This is a genomic window from Caulobacter sp. FWC26 (assembly GCF_002742645.2).
GTDB lineage: Bacteria > Pseudomonadota > Alphaproteobacteria > Caulobacterales > Caulobacteraceae > Caulobacter.
Genome location: NZ_CP033875.1, coordinates 2,292,575 through 2,307,477 on the forward strand (window position 1 = coordinate 2,292,575; position 14,903 = coordinate 2,307,477).

The 14,903-nt window shown below is 66.5% G+C and carries 16 protein-coding genes; 9 read left to right on the forward strand and 7 right to left on the reverse strand.

The features are described 5' to 3' along the window. The first annotated feature begins 6 nt into the window (after window positions 1–6). Together CSW63_RS12440 and CSW63_RS12445 are read left to right on the forward strand one after the other, a co-directional pair. Entirely contained in the window at window positions 7–1,428 is a 1,422-nt protein-coding gene (locus CSW63_RS12440) for a M48 family metallopeptidase (protein ID WP_062093309.1), read from the forward strand. Window positions 1,429–1,454: 26 nt separating this feature from the next. Next, the gene (locus tag CSW63_RS12445) at window positions 1,455–2,195 is read left to right on the forward strand and encodes a DsbA family protein (protein WP_062093310.1); all 741 of its coding nucleotides are present in this window, start codon (window positions 1,455–1,457) and stop codon (window positions 2,193–2,195) included. Between the two features lie 139 nt (window positions 2,196–2,334). Here CSW63_RS12445 and CSW63_RS12450 read toward each other — a convergent pair whose 3' ends face one another. Both CSW63_RS12450 and thiS read right to left on the reverse strand, forming a co-directional pair. Next, window positions 2,335–3,144 carry a thiazole synthase gene (locus tag CSW63_RS12450; RefSeq protein WP_062093311.1) on the reverse strand — a complete coding sequence of 270 codons (810 nt, stop codon included), beginning with the start codon at window positions 3,142–3,144 and terminating at the stop codon, window positions 2,335–2,337. 45 nt (window positions 3,145–3,189) lie between these two features. Then, complete coding sequence (thiS, locus tag CSW63_RS23535) at window positions 3,190–3,390, reverse strand: sulfur carrier protein ThiS (protein ID WP_062093312.1); 201 nt, start codon at window positions 3,388–3,390, stop codon at window positions 3,190–3,192. Window positions 3,391–3,469: 79 nt separating this feature from the next. Here thiS and aroQ point away from each other — a divergent pair, with 79 nt between their 5' ends. From aroQ to aat, 4 genes are read left to right on the forward strand one after another with little or no spacing between them, the layout of a single operon-like run. Next, complete coding sequence (gene aroQ, locus CSW63_RS12455; RefSeq protein WP_062093313.1) at window positions 3,470–3,910, forward strand: type II 3-dehydroquinate dehydratase; 441 nt, start codon at window positions 3,470–3,472, stop codon at window positions 3,908–3,910. Between the two features lie 60 nt (window positions 3,911–3,970). Beyond that, window positions 3,971–4,480: an acetyl-CoA carboxylase biotin carboxyl carrier protein gene (gene accB / locus CSW63_RS12460; protein ID WP_062093314.1), complete on the forward strand. Its 510-nt coding sequence runs from the start codon at window positions 3,971–3,973 to the stop codon at window positions 4,478–4,480. Window positions 4,481–4,485: 5 nt separating this feature from the next. After that, complete coding sequence (gene accC / locus CSW63_RS12465; protein ID WP_062093315.1) at window positions 4,486–5,832, forward strand: acetyl-CoA carboxylase biotin carboxylase subunit; 1,347 nt, start codon at window positions 4,486–4,488, stop codon at window positions 5,830–5,832. 13 nt (window positions 5,833–5,845) lie between these two features. Continuing rightward, window positions 5,846–6,499, forward strand: a complete 654-nt coding sequence (gene aat, locus CSW63_RS12470) for a leucyl/phenylalanyl-tRNA--protein transferase (protein WP_062093316.1) — start codon at window positions 5,846–5,848, stop codon at window positions 6,497–6,499. Here the strand turns inward: aat and CSW63_RS12475 are convergent. From CSW63_RS12475 to CSW63_RS23990, 3 genes are read right to left on the reverse strand one after another with little or no spacing between them, the layout of a single operon-like run. Beyond that, entirely contained in the window at window positions 6,436–7,107 is a 672-nt protein-coding gene (locus CSW63_RS12475; RefSeq protein ID WP_062093317.1) for a DUF2155 domain-containing protein, read from the reverse strand. The two genes, aat and CSW63_RS12475, sit on opposite strands and share 64 nt — an antisense overlap. A gap of 5 nt (window positions 7,108–7,112) precedes the next feature. Next, window positions 7,113–7,508: an NADH:ubiquinone oxidoreductase subunit NDUFA12 gene (locus tag CSW63_RS12480; protein WP_062093318.1), complete on the reverse strand. Its 396-nt coding sequence runs from the start codon at window positions 7,506–7,508 to the stop codon at window positions 7,113–7,115. Further along, window positions 7,508–7,630 carry a hypothetical protein gene (locus CSW63_RS23990; RefSeq protein ID WP_062093319.1) on the reverse strand — a complete coding sequence of 41 codons (123 nt, stop codon included), beginning with the start codon at window positions 7,628–7,630 and terminating at the stop codon, window positions 7,508–7,510. Before CSW63_RS23990 ends, CSW63_RS12480 begins: the two co-directional genes overlap by 1 nt. Before the next feature lie 156 nt (window positions 7,631–7,786). Here CSW63_RS23990 and CSW63_RS12490 point away from each other — a divergent pair, with 156 nt between their 5' ends. The 3 genes from CSW63_RS12490 to CSW63_RS12500 all read left to right on the forward strand — a co-directional run bounded on the left by CSW63_RS12490 (window position 7,787) and on the right by CSW63_RS12500 (window position 12,050). Further along, window positions 7,787–10,510, forward strand: a complete 2,724-nt coding sequence (locus CSW63_RS12490; protein WP_062093320.1) for a ribonucleotide reductase — start codon at window positions 7,787–7,789, stop codon at window positions 10,508–10,510. A gap of 72 nt (window positions 10,511–10,582) precedes the next feature. Beyond that, entirely contained in the window at window positions 10,583–11,083 is a 501-nt protein-coding gene (locus CSW63_RS12495) for a pentapeptide repeat-containing protein (RefSeq protein ID WP_062093321.1), read from the forward strand. A 94-nt stretch (window positions 11,084–11,177) separates the two neighbouring features. Next, the gene (locus CSW63_RS12500) at window positions 11,178–12,050 is read left to right on the forward strand and encodes a pentapeptide repeat-containing protein (RefSeq protein WP_062093322.1); all 873 of its coding nucleotides are present in this window, start codon (window positions 11,178–11,180) and stop codon (window positions 12,048–12,050) included. A gap of 78 nt (window positions 12,051–12,128) precedes the next feature. Here the strand turns inward: CSW63_RS12500 and aspS are convergent, their stop codons facing one another. Continuing rightward, window positions 12,129–13,967: an aspartate--tRNA ligase gene (aspS, locus tag CSW63_RS12505; RefSeq protein WP_168193648.1), complete on the reverse strand. Its 1,839-nt coding sequence runs from the start codon at window positions 13,965–13,967 to the stop codon at window positions 12,129–12,131. A 115-nt stretch (window positions 13,968–14,082) separates the two neighbouring features. Beyond that, window positions 14,083–14,850, reverse strand: coding sequence for a triose-phosphate isomerase (tpiA, locus tag CSW63_RS12510; RefSeq protein ID WP_062093323.1), 768 nt, complete (start codon window positions 14,848–14,850; stop codon window positions 14,083–14,085). Window positions 14,851–14,903: the final 53 nt, after the last annotated feature.

Consider the following 14,903-nt stretch of genomic DNA (forward strand, 5'->3'; position numbering starts at 1 on the left):
CACTTGATGACCTCGCGTAGTGGGCGGGCCAGTAAGAGATTGGGTGGGGCGCTTTGCGCCCTCGCCGTGCTCGCGTCCACGGTTTCTGCGCCTCAACCTGCAAAAGCGCAGAGTGACGGGCCCTCGCTGATCCGGGACACCGAGATCGAAGAGATCCTGCATCGCGACTCCGCACCGATCTTCGCAGCGGCCGGCCTCGACCCCAACAACGTCCGGATTCTAATCGTCGGCGACAAGTCGCTGAACGCGTTTGCGACGCAAGGCCTGCAGATGGGCCTCAACACCGGCCTGATCTTGCAGACCGAAAACCCCAACCAGTTGCGCGGCGTCATCGCGCACGAGACGGGACATCTGGCCGGCGGCCATCCCATCCGCTCGGACGAAATGATGCGCGCCGGTCTCAAGCCGATGATCCTGACCATGGGGCTCGGCGTCTTGGCCGCCCTGGCCGGCGCGCCGGACGCCGGCGCGGCCCTGATCGGCAATGCTCAGTACGCTGGCGCCCTGGGCGCCCTGGGCTACAGCCGTGAACAGGAGTCCCGAGCCGACCAGGCTGGCGCCGGGTTCCTCGAAGCCACCGGCCAGTCGGGCCGCGGCCTCGTCGAGTTCTTCGACAACTTCCGCTACCAGGAAGTGTTCGACCAAGCTCGCCGTTTCGCCTACTTCCGCAGCCACCCGCTGTCTTCGGAACGGATCGAGGTCCTGCGCAGTCGTGTCGAGCGCCTGCCGCACTACAACGCCGTGGATACGCCGGAGGACCTGGCGCGCCACGAGATCATGAAGGCCAAGCTCGAGGGGTTCCTGAACCCGCAGATCGCCTTGATGAAGTACAAGGAAACCGACACCGGCTTCCCGGCTCGCTACGCGCGGGCGATCGCCTATTACCAGATGAAGGAGCCCGACCGGGCCCTGAAACTGGTGGACGCCATGATCGCCGACCACCCCGACAATCCCTATCTTTGGGAGCTGAAGGGCCAAATCCTCTTCGAATTCAATCGGGTCGAACAAGCCGAGGAACCTCAGCGGCGCTCGGTCGCGCTCAAGCCCGACGCCGCCCTGCTGAGGATCAATCTGGGCCAGACGCTGATCAGCCTGAATGACCCCAAGAAGGTTGAGGAAGGCGTTCAAGAACTGAAGCGCAGCCTGCTGAACGAGCCGGACAACTCGGTGACCTGGCGCCTTCTGGCCCAGGCCTACGACAAGCAGAAGAAGGATGGCGAGGCGCGCCTGGCGACGGCCGAACAGTACTTCTCGCTCGGAGCCGTTCGCGAAGCCAAGGTGTTCGCGATGCGCGCCCGGGAGCTGCTGACCAAGAACACGCCGGACTGGCGTCGCGCGACCGATATCGTCCTCGCCTCCCGGCCGTCCAACCAGGACCTCAAGGACCTGGCCAAGGACGGTCTGACCTCATCCCCTCCCGGCCTGTAATTGGCCCTTCGATTCTAGAGATTTCGATGACCCTGCTTCGTCGCGCCGCGACCGTTGTGCTCCCGCTGGCCCTCACGGGAACCGTTCTTGCCGGCTGTGACCAGGGCAAGCCTGACAAGGCTTTTGGCGAGAAGGTGCGCGCCTATCTGCTGGAGCACCCCGAAGTGCTGATGGAGGCCAGCCAGAAGCTGCAGGAAAAGCAGGCGGCTCAGCAGGCGGTTTCTTCCCAGAAGGCCATCGGCGAGTACCGGCAGGCGATCGAGCGTGACCCCCGCGACATCGTCATCAATCCGGCCGGGACGATCACCGTCACCGAGTTCTTCGACTACCGCTGCGGCTACTGCCGCCACGCGGCGCCGGAGGTTCTCGACCTCGTCCAGAAGAACTCCGACATTCGCCTGGTGCTGAAGGACTTCGTGATCTTCGGCAACGACAGCGAGGCCGCCGCCCGCATCGCTTTGGGCGCCAAGGACCAGGGCAAGAGTCTGGAACTGCACAAGGCGCTGATGGCCGAGAACGCCCTCGACGCGGCCGGCGCGCTGCGCATCGCCAAGGGGCTCGGCATCGACATGGACAAGGCCAAGGCGGTCGGCGAAAGTCAGGGCGTCACTCAGCATCTGGCCGATACCGAGGCGCTGGCGCGGACGCTAAACCTGTCGGGCACGCCCGCCTTCATCGTCGGCGACACGCTCATTCCCGGCGCCGACATCAACGCTCTCAAGTTGGCGATCGAGCAGACGCGGGCCAGCAAGGCCAAGGCGGGTTGATAACGATCCTTCCGCCCCCTCTGGGGGCGGCCGACCGCGCAAAGCGCGGTCAGGTGGGGGCAAAGCGGCGCTTGCCGAACCACACAAGCCCCCTCCGCACCTACGGCGCTCCTCCCCCATGGGGGGGAGAAGGGGCGGCTTAGATCAGCCCCGCCAGCGGCGAGCTCGGATCGGCGTAGAGCCGCTTCTGCATCCGGCCGGCGAGGTAGGCCTCGCGGCCGGCGATTACCGCGTGCTTCATCGCCTTGGCCATGCGGATCGGATCCTTGGCTTCGGCGATGGCGGTGTTCATCAGGATGGCGTCGCAGCCCAGCTCCATGCCGATCGCTGCGTCCGAGGCCGTGCCGACCCCGGCGTCGACCAGCACCGGCACCTTGGCGTTCTCGACGATGATCCGCAGGTTCACGCGGTTCTGGATGCCGAGCCCCGAGCCGATCGGCGCGCCCAGCGGCATGATCGCCACCGCGCCGGCCTCTTCCAATTTCTTGGCGTAGACGGGGTCATCCGAGCAGTAGACCATCACCTGGAAGCCGTCGGCGACCAGCAGCTTCAGTGAGCGCAGGGTCTCTTCCATGTCCGGGAACAGGGTCTTGGGATCGCTGAGGACCTCCAGCTTGACCAGGTCCCAGCCGCCGGCCTCGCGGGCCAGGCGCAGGGTGCGCACCGCGTCCTCGCCGGTGAAGCAGCCGGCAGTGTTCGGAAGGTAGGTGAACTCGGTCGGCTTGACGTAGTCGACCAGCAGAGGCTGGGTCGGATCGGTCAGGTTCACGCGGCGCACGGCCACCGTCACGATCTCGGCGCCGGCCGCACGAGCGGCGGCGGCGTTGGTCGCATAGTCCTTATACTTGCCCGTGCCGACGATCAGGCGCGAGCGGAAGGTGCGGCCGGCGACGGTCCAGGTCTCGTCGCTGTCAGCGGTGACGGAGTCGGGGGTAACATGCGCGTTCATGCGGCTGGTTTACGCCCCGTCAGCCGCCGTTTCAAATACGCAGGATCAACCGCCGCCGATAAAAGTGACGATCTCGATCCGGTCGCCGTCGACCAAAGCTGTGTCGGCATAACTGGAGCGCGGCGCGATCTCGAGGTTGCGCTCGATAGCCACCTTGCGCGCGTTCAGCCCCAGGGCGGACACCAGATCGGCGATCGTGATCACGTCCGCCACGTCCCGCTCTTCCCCGTTCAGTAAAAGCTTCATCTCTCCTCCGACGCGAGCCGTGCTTGTGACCCGGCGGAAGCGGCTATACAAGACCTCCCGGAATCGACGGCGGAGCCGCATGGTAAAACCGATCCACGTGCTGAGCGGCCCCAACCTCAACCTGTTGGGAACACGCGAGCCCGAGATTTACGGCAGGGACACCCTCGATGATGTCCGGACGCGCTGCGAGGCGCGGGCGGCTTCGCGTGGCGTTTCGGTGGTTTTCCGCCAGTCCAACCATGAAGGCGTGCTGATCGATTGGGTGCACGAGGCGCGTGAGTCGGCCTCGGTGCTGATTATCAATCCGGCTGGCTACGGCCATACCTCGATCGCGCTGCTGGACGCGCTCAAGACCTTGAGCATCCCTGTAATCGAGTGCCATCTGTCCAACCCGGCGGCGAGGGAGGAATTCCGCCGCCACACCTACGTTTCGCTGGCGGCCACGGGGATCGTCTCCGGGTTCGGCGCGGCGAGTTACGAACTGGCGATCGAGGCCGCCTTCGGCCTGATCCGCGAATAGCAACGATAACGTCCGGCGTTTTCCGCCGCCCGACGCTTCAGAAGAACAAGGTAAGCTTCCATGTCGAACCCCAAGGCCCCCGCCGATCCGGTCGAAGCTCCCGCGATCGACGCCCGTCTGGTCCGCAAGATCGCGGACATCCTGAAGGACACGGGCCTTTCCGAGATCGAAGTCGAGCATGCCGGCCTGAAGATCCGCGTCGCCCGTGAACTGACCGCCGCGCCCGTCAACTACGTCCAGGCGGCCGCGCCGGCCTATGCGCCGGCGCCCGTCGCGGCTTCCGCCGCCGCGCCCGCTCCGGCGGCCGATGTCGCCCCTGCCCCCGCCGCAGCGCGCGGCGACGCCGTGAAGTCGCCGATGGTCGGCACGGCCTACTTGTCGCCGCAGCCGGGCGCCGATCCGTTCGTCAAGGTTGGCGACACCGTGTCGGCCGGCCAGACGCTGCTGATTGTCGAAGCCATGAAGACCATGAACCCGATCTCGGCCCCGAAGGCCGGCAAGATCGTCGAGATCCTGGTCGCCGACGCCCAGCCCGTCGAGTTCGGCGAGCCGCTCGTCGTCATCGAGTAACGCTCATGTTCGACAAGATTCTCATCGCGAACCGGGGCGAGATCGCGCTCCGGGTTCACCGCGCCTGTAAGGAAATGGGCATCGCCACCGTGGCCGTGCATTCCGAGGCCGACCGCAACTCCATGTGGGTGCGCCTGGCTGACGAAAGCGTCTGCATCGGCCCGGCGCCCGCCGCCAAGAGCTACCTCAACATCCCGTCGATCATCGCGGCCGCCGAGATCACCGGCGCCCAGGCGATCCATCCGGGCTATGGCTTCCTGTCCGAGAACGCCCGCTTCGCCGAGATTGTCGGCGCGCACGGCTTCACCTTCATCGGCCCCAAGCCCGAACACATCCGGATGATGGGCGACAAGATCACCGCCAAGCAGGCCGTCAAAGACGCCGGCATTCCGGTCGTCCCCGGCTCGGACGGCGGCGTCTCCACCGAGGAAGAAGCCTTCGAGGCCGCCGAGAAGATCGGCTTCCCGGTGCTGATCAAGGCCGCCGCCGGCGGCGGCGGTCGCGGCATGAAGGTCGCCCAGACGCGTGAAGATCTGGCCGAAGCGGTCTCGACCGCCCGCGCCGAGGCCCGCGCCGCCTTCGGCGACGACACGGTCTATATGGAGCGCTACCTCCAGAAGCCGCGCCACATCGAGCTGCAGGTCATCGCCGACAGCCACGGCAACGTGGTGCATCTAGGCGAACGCGACTGCTCGCTCCAGCGTCGCCACCAGAAGGTGCTGGAGGAAGCCCCCTCGCCCGCCCTGTCGGCCGAAGGGCGCGCCAAGATCGGCAAGATCGTCGTCGATGCGGTGAAGGCCATCGGCTACCTCGGCGTCGGGACCATCGAGTTCCTGTGGGAGAACGACGAGTTCTTCTTCATCGAGATGAACACCCGCCTGCAGGTCGAGCACCCTGTCACGGAGGCGATCACCGGCATCGACCTGGTGCGCGAGCAGATCCGCATCGCCGCCGGCCTGCCGCTGTCGTTTACGCAGGAAGACGTCGTCTTCGAAGGCCACGCCATCGAGTGCCGGATCAACGCCGAGAACGCCCGAACCTTCACGCCTTCGCCGGGCACGATCACCGACTTCCACGCCCCGGGCGGCCTGGGTGTTCGCCTGGATTCGGCGATCTACACCGGCTACGCGATCCCGCCTTACTACGACAGCCTGATCGGCAAGCTGATCGTCCATGGACGCGACCGCGCAGAGTGCATCGCGCGCCTGAAGCGTTGTTTGGGCGAGATGGTGGTCGGCGGCGTCGAAACCACGATTCCGCTCTTCCAAGACCTGCTGGTGCAGCCCGACATCCTGGCCGGGGACTACAACATCCACTGGCTGGAGCGCTGGATCAAAGCTCAAGAAGCCTGATCCGAGGCTGGCGATGGACGACGCCTTCACGGTCGACGACCTTATCGCCTGCTATGCGCGCGGTGTCTTTCCGATGGCAGACGCGCGCGAGGACGAGAGCCTCTTTCTGATTGATCCCGAGCGGCGCGGCGTGCTGCCGCTCGGGACTTTTCATATTCCCAAGCGCCTAGGCCGCACGGTTCGCAACGGACCCTATGAGGTCCGCGTGGACACCGCCTTCGACGCGGTAATCGAGAGCTGCGCCGCCTCGCGGCCTGGGCGGCTCGACACCTGGATCAACCACCCCATCCAGCGGCTCTATGGCCAACTTTACGCCCGCGGCCTTGCCCACAGCGTCGAGACCTGGCTCGGCGACGAGCTTGTCGGCGGCCTCTATGGCGTATCACTGGGTGGGGCCTTCTTCGGCGAAAGCATGTTCTCGACCGCGCGCGACGCCAGCAAGGTGGCGCTGGTCCACCTCGTCGCGCGCTTGATCGCGGGCGGCTACGAATTGCTGGACACCCAGTTTCTCACCGAGCATCTGGCTCAGTTCGGCGTCACGGAAATCACCCGGGCGGACTATCGCCGCCGGCTATCCAAGGCCCTGGCGACGCAGGGAGACTTCTACGGCTTGGCGGCCGGCGCGACCGGGATCGACTGCTTGCAGGCGATCAGCCAGGCGTCATAGACCGGGTGCTGCAACGGGTTCAGGCCCGGCGAGCTGGCGTACATCCACCCCTTGTAGATCTGGCGCCCGGGCGGAGCCGCGCGGCCGGCTTGCGCCTTTGGCTGGGTGTCGACGACGACATAGGCCGCCGATTCCGGCGCGACCTCGTCAGCGGCTGCAGTCTCGCAGGCGCGGACGGTGAAGATCAGGGTCTTATAGCGGATCGGCTGGCCGATCGGGACCTCGAACCGCATGGTCTCGGTGGTGACCTTGTCCAGAGCCTGGAGGATCGCCACCGCGTATCGTCCACGCTTCGTCGGCTCCACCGGCTTCGCGGTCGTGGCGGTAGCAGGCGTGGTCGGCTTCACGGCCGTCGCCTTGCCCGCCGGCGGCGAGGCCGGCGGATTGGGATTGGCGATCGCCGGCGTTACCTGGGTTGGTTGAGCCGGGCGCAGCTCGCTCACCGGCGGCGCTGGCGTGGGCCTGGGCGTCTGGGCGGCGGGCGCTTGCGGCGCGGCCGGCGGGGTCTGAGCCGATGGGGCGTTTGACTGACGCGCGACCGCCATACCCGTCACGGCCAAGCCGGAAAGGATGCTGACGATCGCGATCAGGGACGCCCGGGGCGTCATCGCGCCTATTCCGGCGACCAGGCTTGATAGTCGCTGGTGGCCGCGGGACGTTCGCCGCCCCGGGCCAGCGAGCCCTTCGGACGCCAGGCGTGCACGGTGCCCGTCAGGTTCGGCAGCGTGTCCTTCTCCCAGCCACGACGCGGCAGCGGCGCGCGCGTTGGGGGCTCGTCGAGGGTGTAGTGCAGCCAACCGCTCCATTCGGCCGGCACCTTCGAGGCTTCGGCGTAGCCGTTGTAGATCACCCAGCGGCGCTTGCGCTCGTCATAGCTGTCGCTGTTGTCGCGCGCCTCGAAATAGCGGTTGCCGTAGTCATCCTGGCCCACGAAGACGCCGCGGCGGCCAATGTGAAAACGCTGACCAAGGGTCGCGCCGTTCCACCACGTGAAGATCGCTTTCAGCACTACGTTCGCACCTGAATCTGCAAGGCTTTGCGCGGCCGCGACGAACGCGGCGAAGCGGCGGGACCATAGCGCCCCGCGCCGTCACCGTCCAGCCGCGCACCGGCGGCGGCCAGCTTCAACATCTTGTGGATTAGCTCATCCCGACCCGCAACATCTATTGAGAGAGCGCAACCAACGCTCTAGCGTATGGTGCGACCTTACGTCCGTTCCGGACGCGTGGAATCACGCGTTAGGGATTTGGTAAGCACTCAAGCTGGCAGCCCGACCAGGAAACGCCCATGCGCCCCTCCGCCAAAGCCGCAGGTCTTGTTCCCGCGATGGAATGGCGCGACCTGGAGCGCGCGGATCATGTCGAGGTCGTTTCCGCCCCCTCTTCATGGTCGGACGCCCGGGTCGAGGCCTGGCTGGATTGGGCTGGAGAGGTCGAGCCGAAGGCGCCGCTCGGCGGCGGTCCGGCGCGCTACGCGGCGCGCGTCGCGCAACTTGGTCTCTCGAAGGGCCTCTTCGGCGACAAGGCCGACGCCGACGCTTTCCGCGAGGCGTTGCTGACCACCATGCTGTCGGGGATCGCGACCCCGACCCAGGGACAGCCAAGCCTTCAGTTGCTTCCTGATATCTCGGAATTCGAATTCCAGACCCAGGCTCGCGAGATTCTGGTCAAGCGCCGGAGCGGCGATCTCGCTGTCCAGGCGGCGGCGCGCCTGAACGCCGCGCTCGATCAGGTCGCAGACGCTGTTCGGCGCTGCCAGGGCGACAGCCGGGCCTGCTCCGACGTCCGTAAGAACCCGGCCCTGGCCCGCGCCGCGCGAAAGGCCCGCGAGCTTGGCGCTGACGACCGGACCATTCTCGACGCCATCGCCACGGCGGACATGCCCCGCCCAGCCCTCTCGGACCTGGAACGTGCGCGTGGCCCCGCGATGGTGGCGGCGGCCATGCGCCAGGCGGTATCGGCTGGCGACGAGGCCGCTTGCCTCGCCGCGCAGCTGGGCTGGGAGACGGGCGATCTCACCCTAGCCCTGTCGCCCTTTGACGCCGACGCCCTGTCGCGAGGGGCCGCACTGGGCGCGGCGATCGACGCCAGCGCCTTTCTGGACGCCGACGGGTTCGACATCGAGCGCTTCACCTTCGTCTGCCATCTTTGGGCGACCGCGCTGGAGCTTGATCGGGGAGAACGCCCTGCCCGACTGTCCCTGGCGGGTGTCGGCGACTGCCTGCTCAGCCAGGGCTACGCGCAGACCACCGTCGAAGGTCGCGACGGCGCGGCCGCCCTGTGGGCCCTGGCCGTCGGCGCCGCGCTATCGGCCAGCGCCGAGGCGGCGGCGGTCATGGGGCAAGATCCGATCTTCGCCCAGGATCGCCAAGGCGTTCTGAAAACCATCGCCGAGCGACGCGTTCGCGCGGCCGCGCTCCGCTCAGCGCTCGCGACGGAGGCCGCCGCCGCGCTCGCGACAGCCCACGCCCTGGCGCGCAAACATGGTCTGCGCTCGGCTGCTCTGGTCGGTCCGTTCGCCGACGCGGAGGCGACGCTTCGATTGGGCGGCGCACCCGTGGGCGCTGCCGGCGCCATGGCGCCGGTGTCGGTCTCCCAAACCCTGGACGGCTTCCTGCTGCCGAGCTTCAGCCCGGCGGCCTTCGAGGCCCTTTCCAGCGAGGGTGTCGATCTCGACGCCGCCCGCCGGCATGCGCTGGGTCATGGATCGCTCACCGAAAGCCCGGCGATCGATCACGCCATGCTGCAGGCGCGCGGCTTCACCGCCCATGAGATCGAGAAGGCCGAAAACGCCCTGCGCGAGCATCACGGCATCCGCGCCGCCTTCGCGCCCGCCGTCGTGGGCGCGGGTTTCCTCCGGGACGTGCTGGGCGCGTCGGCCGAGGATGTCGCGCGTCGCGACTTCGACACCCTGGCCTTCGCCGATTTTTCCACGACGGAGATCGCCACCGCCGAGCGTCATGCCCTGGGCGCCGGAACCCTGGGCGACTGCGAGGCGCTGAACCCCGAACTGCGCGAGGCCTTTCGCTCGGTCGAAGCGCCGGCCTTCGCCGACCGGCTGGCGATGCTGGCGGCCGTCGAGAGCTTCGCCTGCCTGCCGACTGCCGTCACAGTGCCCATCGCTCACGACTCGCGGCCGGCGGACGCAGTCCGCGCCCAAGCAGCGGCGGCCCGCGCCGGCGTCCGCGCCCTGCGCTTGAAACGCGCGCCGACTCCGTCCGACTTCAAGCTGGATCTTCCCGAGGAGCCCACGGCCGAAGCGCCGCGCCCTGCCCCATCGCGCGAGCCGGTCGTCACCGAAAGGGTGGTCGAGAAAATCGTCGAGCGTGACCGTTCTCGACGCCGCCTGCCGGATCGCCGCAAGGGTTATATCCAGAAGGCCGCCGTGGGTGGTCACAAGGTCTATCTGCACACCGGCGAATATGAGGATGGCGAGCTGGGCGAGCTGTTCATCGACATGCACAAGGAAGGCGCGGCCTTCCGAAGCCTGATGAACAACTTCGCCATCGCCGTTTCGCTCGGCCTGCAGCACGGCGTGCCTCTGGACGAGTTCGTCGACGCCTTCGTCTACACAAAGTTCGAGCCGGCGGGCCCTGTCACGGGCAACGACTCCATCAAGTCGGCGACCTCGATCCTGGACTACATCTTCCGCGAATTGGGGGTGTCATATCTGGGTCGCGACGACCTCGCCAATGGCGACCCCAGCGAGTTCAACGCCGACGGGCTTGGCTCCGGAAAACGTCTCTCCGACGATGACCTGGATGACGCCGAGACCGATCCTGTCCCCGCCAGTCGCTTCATATCAAAGGGCTTTTCCCGTGGAGCCACGCCGGACAACCTGGTCTTCGCCAGCTTCGGACGTCGACGAGTCGAGGGGGCGGAGCGACCAGGCGCGGATGGCGAGATGTGTCCGGCCTGCGGCGACCTCTCGCTGGTCCGGCGCGGTGGCCTGACCGTCTGCGACACCTGCGGCGCGCAATCCGAACGCCCGGGACCGCTGGCGTCCTCGTGACGCCGTTCGGTTGGCGTTAAGCTTGCTAGCCCACGCTACAATGACGCCTTTTCGCTCAGGACCTGCGCCAGAATGAAACCGAACGCCCTGCTCGTCGCCGCCTCGTTTGGCTTGGCGTTGTCCGCCGCGTCGCCCGTCAGCGCCCAGAACGCCGGCCAGATCGCCGCCGTGCGCAACGGCGCCCATTGCCCGCGATGCAATCTGTTCCAGGCTGATCTCTCCAACCTGACCTTGAAGAGCAAGAACCTCGCGGGCGCGCGCCTACGGCAGGCGGATTTGTCGACCGCCATCATGAACCGAACCAGCTTCGCCGGTGGCGATCTGCGAGACGTCAACGCCTACGGCGCAGTGTTCACCGGCGCCAGCTTCGCGCGCGCGGACCTCACCAACGCCAGCTTCGTCGGCGCCTATCTGCAAGGCGCCAACCTGTCGGGAGCGAAGCTTTCGGGTGTCAATTTCTCCGGCGCCGAAATGGACCGCGCGATGGGTCTGAAACAAGGGCAGTTGAGTCAGGCTTGCGGCGACGACTCCACATTGCTGCCACGCGGCCTGTCCATTCCCCGCTGCCGTTAAATCCCCGTCATTACCGCGATTTAAGTGGTCTCTGGTCCTTCGACGGTTCAAACCGTAACTCACACAGTCGCGTATGGACTGCACGGAGAAGTCTATGTCCCGCTTGGGCGTTTCCATCGCCGCCTTGACGCTGAGCTTGCTGGCCATGACCAGCCAGGCCCATGCGCGTGGCGAAGATAAGGATGTCGCCCGACTGACGTCCTTTGGCGGCATGTGCGCCAACTGCGATCTCGCCGGCCGCAAGCTGATGAACGCCAAGTTCACCGGTGCGAACTTCAGCAAGGCCGTGCTGATCGGCGCCGACCTGCGCGGCGCGATGTTCTACGGTTCGGACTTCGGCTGGGCCGACCTCAGCCGCGCCGACCTGCGCGGCGCCGAGATGCGCGGCGCCAACTTCACTCGCGCTAACTTCACCGACGCCCGCATGTCTGGGGTCGAGAGCAGCGGCGCCAATTTCACCCAGGCCGCTCTGGTTCGTGTGGATCTTTCCTCATCCGAGTTGCACGCCGCCAACATGGTCGGCGCCAACCTGAATAAGGCCCGTTTCACCAACGCGGAACTGATCGCCGCCAACCTGTCGGGCTCCAATGCGCGCGACGCCGACTTCTCGAACGCCGACATCAATCACGCCAACTTTCAAGGCGCGCGCTTCGACGGCGCCCGGTTCCAGAACGCCGACCTGACCGGCTCGAACCTGCGCGGCGCAATCTTCAACGGCGCGGACTTTCGCAACGCCGACCTGACCATGGTCAATCTCGCCGGCGCCGATCTGTCGAGCGCGCGAGGCCTGGATCAGGAGCAGTTGGACGAGGCCTGCGGCGACAGCAGCACGCGCCTGCCGTCGGGGCTGAGCGTCCGTCCCTGCAATGGCTTGCGCGGCGGCCAGCATTTCATGCTGTTGCGTGCAGTCCCCAAGGCGCCCCCGGCCCCGCCGGCGCCGCCGAAGCCGCCAAAGTCTTCGCGATAATCAACGATCATCGGTACAAACAAAAAAGCCCTCCGGCCTGGTGACCGGAGGGCTTTTTCGCAGACGACTGATCCGACGCTAGACCTTGATCGGGGGGGCGGTGCGGATGTGCAGCTCCTTGAGCTGCTTGTCGAGCACGTTGGCCGGTGCGTTCATCAGCAGGTCCTGGCCCTGCTGGTTCAGCGGGAAGGCGATCACTTCGCGGATGGCGACCTGGTCGGCCAGCAGCATGACGATGCGGTCGATGCCGGGCGCCAGACCGCCGTGCGGCGGCGCGCCATAGCGGAAGGCGTTGAGCATGCCGCCGAACTGCTCCTCGACCACTTCGGGGCCGTAGCCGGCGGTGGCGAAGGCCTTCAGCATGATCTCCGGCTTGTGGTTCCGGATCGCGCCCGAGCACAGCTCGTAACCGTTGCAGACGATGTCGTACTGGTAGGCGCGGATGATCAGCGGATCCTGGGTCTCCAGGGCCTCCAGACCACCCTGCGGCATCGAGAACGGATTGTGGCTGAAGTCGACCTTCTTCTCGTCCTCGTTCCACTCGAACATCGGGAAGTCCACAATCCAGCAGAACTTGAACTGGTTCTCGTCAACCAGCTTCAGCTCCGTGCCGACGCGCGTGCGGGCCAGGCCCGCGAACTTGGCGAACACGGCCGGGTCGCCGGCCACAAAGAAGGCGGCGTCACCGGCGCCAAGGCCCAGCGATTCCATGAGGGCTTGGGTCGGCTCGCCCAGGTTCTTAGCGATCGGGCCGCCCCAGCCGCCCTGGTCTTCCGACCAGAAGACGTAGCCGAGACCCGGCTGGCCTTCGCCTTGGGCCCAGCTGTTCATGCGGTCGCAGAAGGCGCGGCTGCCGCCGGTCGGGGCCGGAATCGCCCAGACCTGATTCTTGACGTCGGCGCCCAGGATCTTGGCGAACAGGCCAAAGCCGCCGTTCCGGAAGTGCTCCGAGACGTTCTGCATCTTGATGGGATTGCGCAGGTCCGGCTTGTCGCTGCCGTACCAGGCCATCGCCTGAGCATAGGTCAGGCGCTCGAAGCCCTTGTGCTCGAACGATTGGCCAAAGTCGTTGGTGAAGGTGTGGGTCTGGTCGATCGGCGACACCGGCTTACCGTTCGAGAACTCCTCGAACACGCCATGCATCACCGGCTCGATCGCCGCAAACACGTCTTCCTGCGTGACGAAGCTCATTTCGACGTCGAGTTGGTAGAATTCCAGCGAACGGTCGGCGCGCAGGTCTTCATCGCGGAAGCAGGGCGCGATCTGGAAGTAGCGATCGAAGCCCGAGACCATCAGCAGCTGCTTGAACTGCTGGGGCGCCTGGGGCAGCGCGTAGAACTTTTCGGGGTGCAGACGCGACGGCACCAGGAAGTCGCGCGCACCTTCCGGCGAGCTGGCCGTCAGGATCGGCGTCTGGAACTCGTTGAAGCCCTGCGCAAACATGCGGTTGCGGATCGACTGAATCACGCGCGAGCGCAGGACGATGTTCTTGTGCAGCGTCTCGCGACGCAGGTCGAGATAGCGGTGCTTGAGGCGGATCTCTTCCGGATAGTCCGGCTCGCCAAAGACCGGCAGCGGCAGTTCGGCGGCCTCGGACAGCACCTCCACGGCCGAAACGCGGATCTCGATCTCACCGGTCGGAAGGTTCGGATTCACGACGCTGGCGTCGCGGGCGATGACCTCGCCGTCGACGCGGATCACGCTCTCGGCGCGGAGGCGTTCGACGACGTTGAAGCCGGGCGTTTCGGGGTGCAGGACCAGCTGGGTCAGGCCATAATGGTCGCGCAGGTCGATGAAGACCAGACCGCCGTGGTCGCGCTTGCGATGGATCCAGCCCGACAGCCGCACGGCCGCGCCGGTGTCGGAAGCGCGCAGAGCGCCGCAGTTATGGGTGCGATAGGCGTGCATGGAGGTCATGAAAGTCTTGAATACGCGCTGATTTGCAAGGCGCGGTAAGGCGCACGTGGGCGCCGCGATGTCAAGGATTCTGGGACGGACCGTGCGCAGGCACGGCCCGTCCTTGGAAGAAGCTTCAGGTCCTAGCCGCGCGGATAATCGCCAGAAAGTCACTCGCTTTCAACGAAGCGCCGCCGACAAGCGCGCCCCCGACCTCGGGCGCCGAGAGAATCTGGCCGGCGTTCTCTGGCTTTACCGAGCCGCCGTAGAGGATCGGCACAAGCGCGCCCTCCTCACCGAAGATCGACACGAGCTCGGCGCGGATCGCCGCGTGCATTTCGACAATGTTGTCGACCGACGCGGTTTTGCCCGTGCCGATCGCCCACAGCGGCTCATAGGCGACGCCAAAGGCTTTACCAGCCAACGTGGCGGGCAGCGACTCGCGCACCTGCTGAACGACAAAGCACACGGCGTCGCCCGCTTCGCGCGTCGCCAGCGTCTCTCCGACACAGACGATCGGCTCCAGCCCCGCCGCGATGGCGGCTTCGGCCTTGCTCGCCACCCGCGCAGAGGTTTCGCCGTGATCGGTGCGCCGTTCGGAGTGGCCGCAGATCACCAGTTTTCCGCCTGCGTCGGCGATCATCTCGGCGGCGATGTCGCCGGTATGCGCGCCGCTAGTTTTCTCGTGACAATCCTGTCCGCCCGTCAGGACCTGGGACCCTTCCAGCGCTTGGCTGAGGCGGTCCAGGAGGGTGGCGGGAGGAAAGATGGCGATGCGGGCGACCGCCGGCTCGGCTTCGAGAGCCGCAGCCACGGCGCGGGCCTCTTCGAGCGCGGCCGAAAGGCCGTTCATCTTCCAGTTTCCGGCGATCAGCGGCCGGGGCGTCGTGCTTGAAAGGGTCATGAGCGCCTTCTTGGGGTCATGCTCCTTTGGGAAGTCAAGCCCACGCCGCTTGC

Excerpts from the sequence above, each read along its gene's own strand:
- CSW63_RS12440 (WP_062093309.1), top strand. The coding sequence starts at position 7 with ATGACCTCGCGTAGTGGGCGGGCCAGTAAGAGATTGGGTGGGGCGCTT.
- CSW63_RS12445 (WP_062093310.1), top strand. The coding sequence starts at position 1,455 with ATGACCCTGCTTCGTCGCGCCGCGACCGTTGTGCTCCCGCTGGCCCTC.
- CSW63_RS12450 (WP_062093311.1), bottom strand. The coding sequence starts at position 3,144 with ATGAACGCGCATGTTACCCCCGACTCCGTCACCGCTGACAGCGACGAG.
- thiS (WP_062093312.1), bottom strand. The coding sequence starts at position 3,390 with ATGAAGCTTTTACTGAACGGGGAAGAGCGGGACGTGGCGGACGTGATC.
- aroQ (WP_062093313.1), top strand. The coding sequence starts at position 3,470 with ATGGTAAAACCGATCCACGTGCTGAGCGGCCCCAACCTCAACCTGTTG.
- accB (WP_062093314.1), top strand. The coding sequence starts at position 3,971 with ATGTCGAACCCCAAGGCCCCCGCCGATCCGGTCGAAGCTCCCGCGATC.
- accC (WP_062093315.1), top strand. The coding sequence starts at position 4,486 with ATGTTCGACAAGATTCTCATCGCGAACCGGGGCGAGATCGCGCTCCGG.
- aat (WP_062093316.1), top strand. The coding sequence starts at position 5,846 with ATGGACGACGCCTTCACGGTCGACGACCTTATCGCCTGCTATGCGCGC.
- CSW63_RS12475 (WP_062093317.1), bottom strand. The coding sequence starts at position 7,107 with ATGACGCCCCGGGCGTCCCTGATCGCGATCGTCAGCATCCTTTCCGGC.
- CSW63_RS23990 (WP_062093319.1), bottom strand. The coding sequence starts at position 7,630 with ATGTTGAAGCTGGCCGCCGCCGGTGCGCGGCTGGACGGTGACGGCGCG.
- CSW63_RS12490 (WP_062093320.1), top strand. The coding sequence starts at position 7,787 with ATGCGCCCCTCCGCCAAAGCCGCAGGTCTTGTTCCCGCGATGGAATGG.
- CSW63_RS12495 (WP_062093321.1), top strand. The coding sequence starts at position 10,583 with ATGAAACCGAACGCCCTGCTCGTCGCCGCCTCGTTTGGCTTGGCGTTG.
- CSW63_RS12500 (WP_062093322.1), top strand. The coding sequence starts at position 11,178 with ATGTCCCGCTTGGGCGTTTCCATCGCCGCCTTGACGCTGAGCTTGCTG.
- aspS (WP_168193648.1), bottom strand. The coding sequence starts at position 13,967 with ATGACCTCCATGCACGCCTATCGCACCCATAACTGCGGCGCTCTGCGC.
- tpiA (WP_062093323.1), bottom strand. The coding sequence starts at position 14,850 with ATGACCCTTTCAAGCACGACGCCCCGGCCGCTGATCGCCGGAAACTGG.